We start from the raw sequence: 234 nt of genomic DNA, 5'->3' as shown, positions 1-234 counted from the left end.
CACGACTGCGAGCGCCTGCAACGCCCGGGCCTGCTGGTGCTGGCCAATCACCCGACGCTGATCGACGTGGTCTTCCTGCTCGCGCTGATTCCCCACGCCGACTGCGTGGTCAAGGGGCGGCTGGCACGCAACCCCTTCACCCGTGGCCCCATCCGTGCCGCGGGCTACATCACCAATGAAGAGCCGCAGGGCGTGCTCGAGGCCGCCGGCGCGAGCCTGGCGCGCGGCAATGCC

Annotated in this window: 1 pseudogene; it reads left to right on the top strand. The window is 70.9% G+C overall.

The window, feature by feature from the left end:
• Positions 1-234: pseudogene (locus R0J88_RS23700) on the top strand (1-acyl-sn-glycerol-3-phosphate acyltransferase); the annotation flags it as partial.

Source organism: Pseudoalteromonas sp. SIMBA_162 (genome assembly GCF_046535955.1).
Lineage (GTDB): Bacteria > Pseudomonadota > Gammaproteobacteria > Enterobacterales > Alteromonadaceae > Pseudoalteromonas > Pseudoalteromonas marina.
This window is presented reverse-complemented; position numbering and strand designations above follow the sequence as displayed.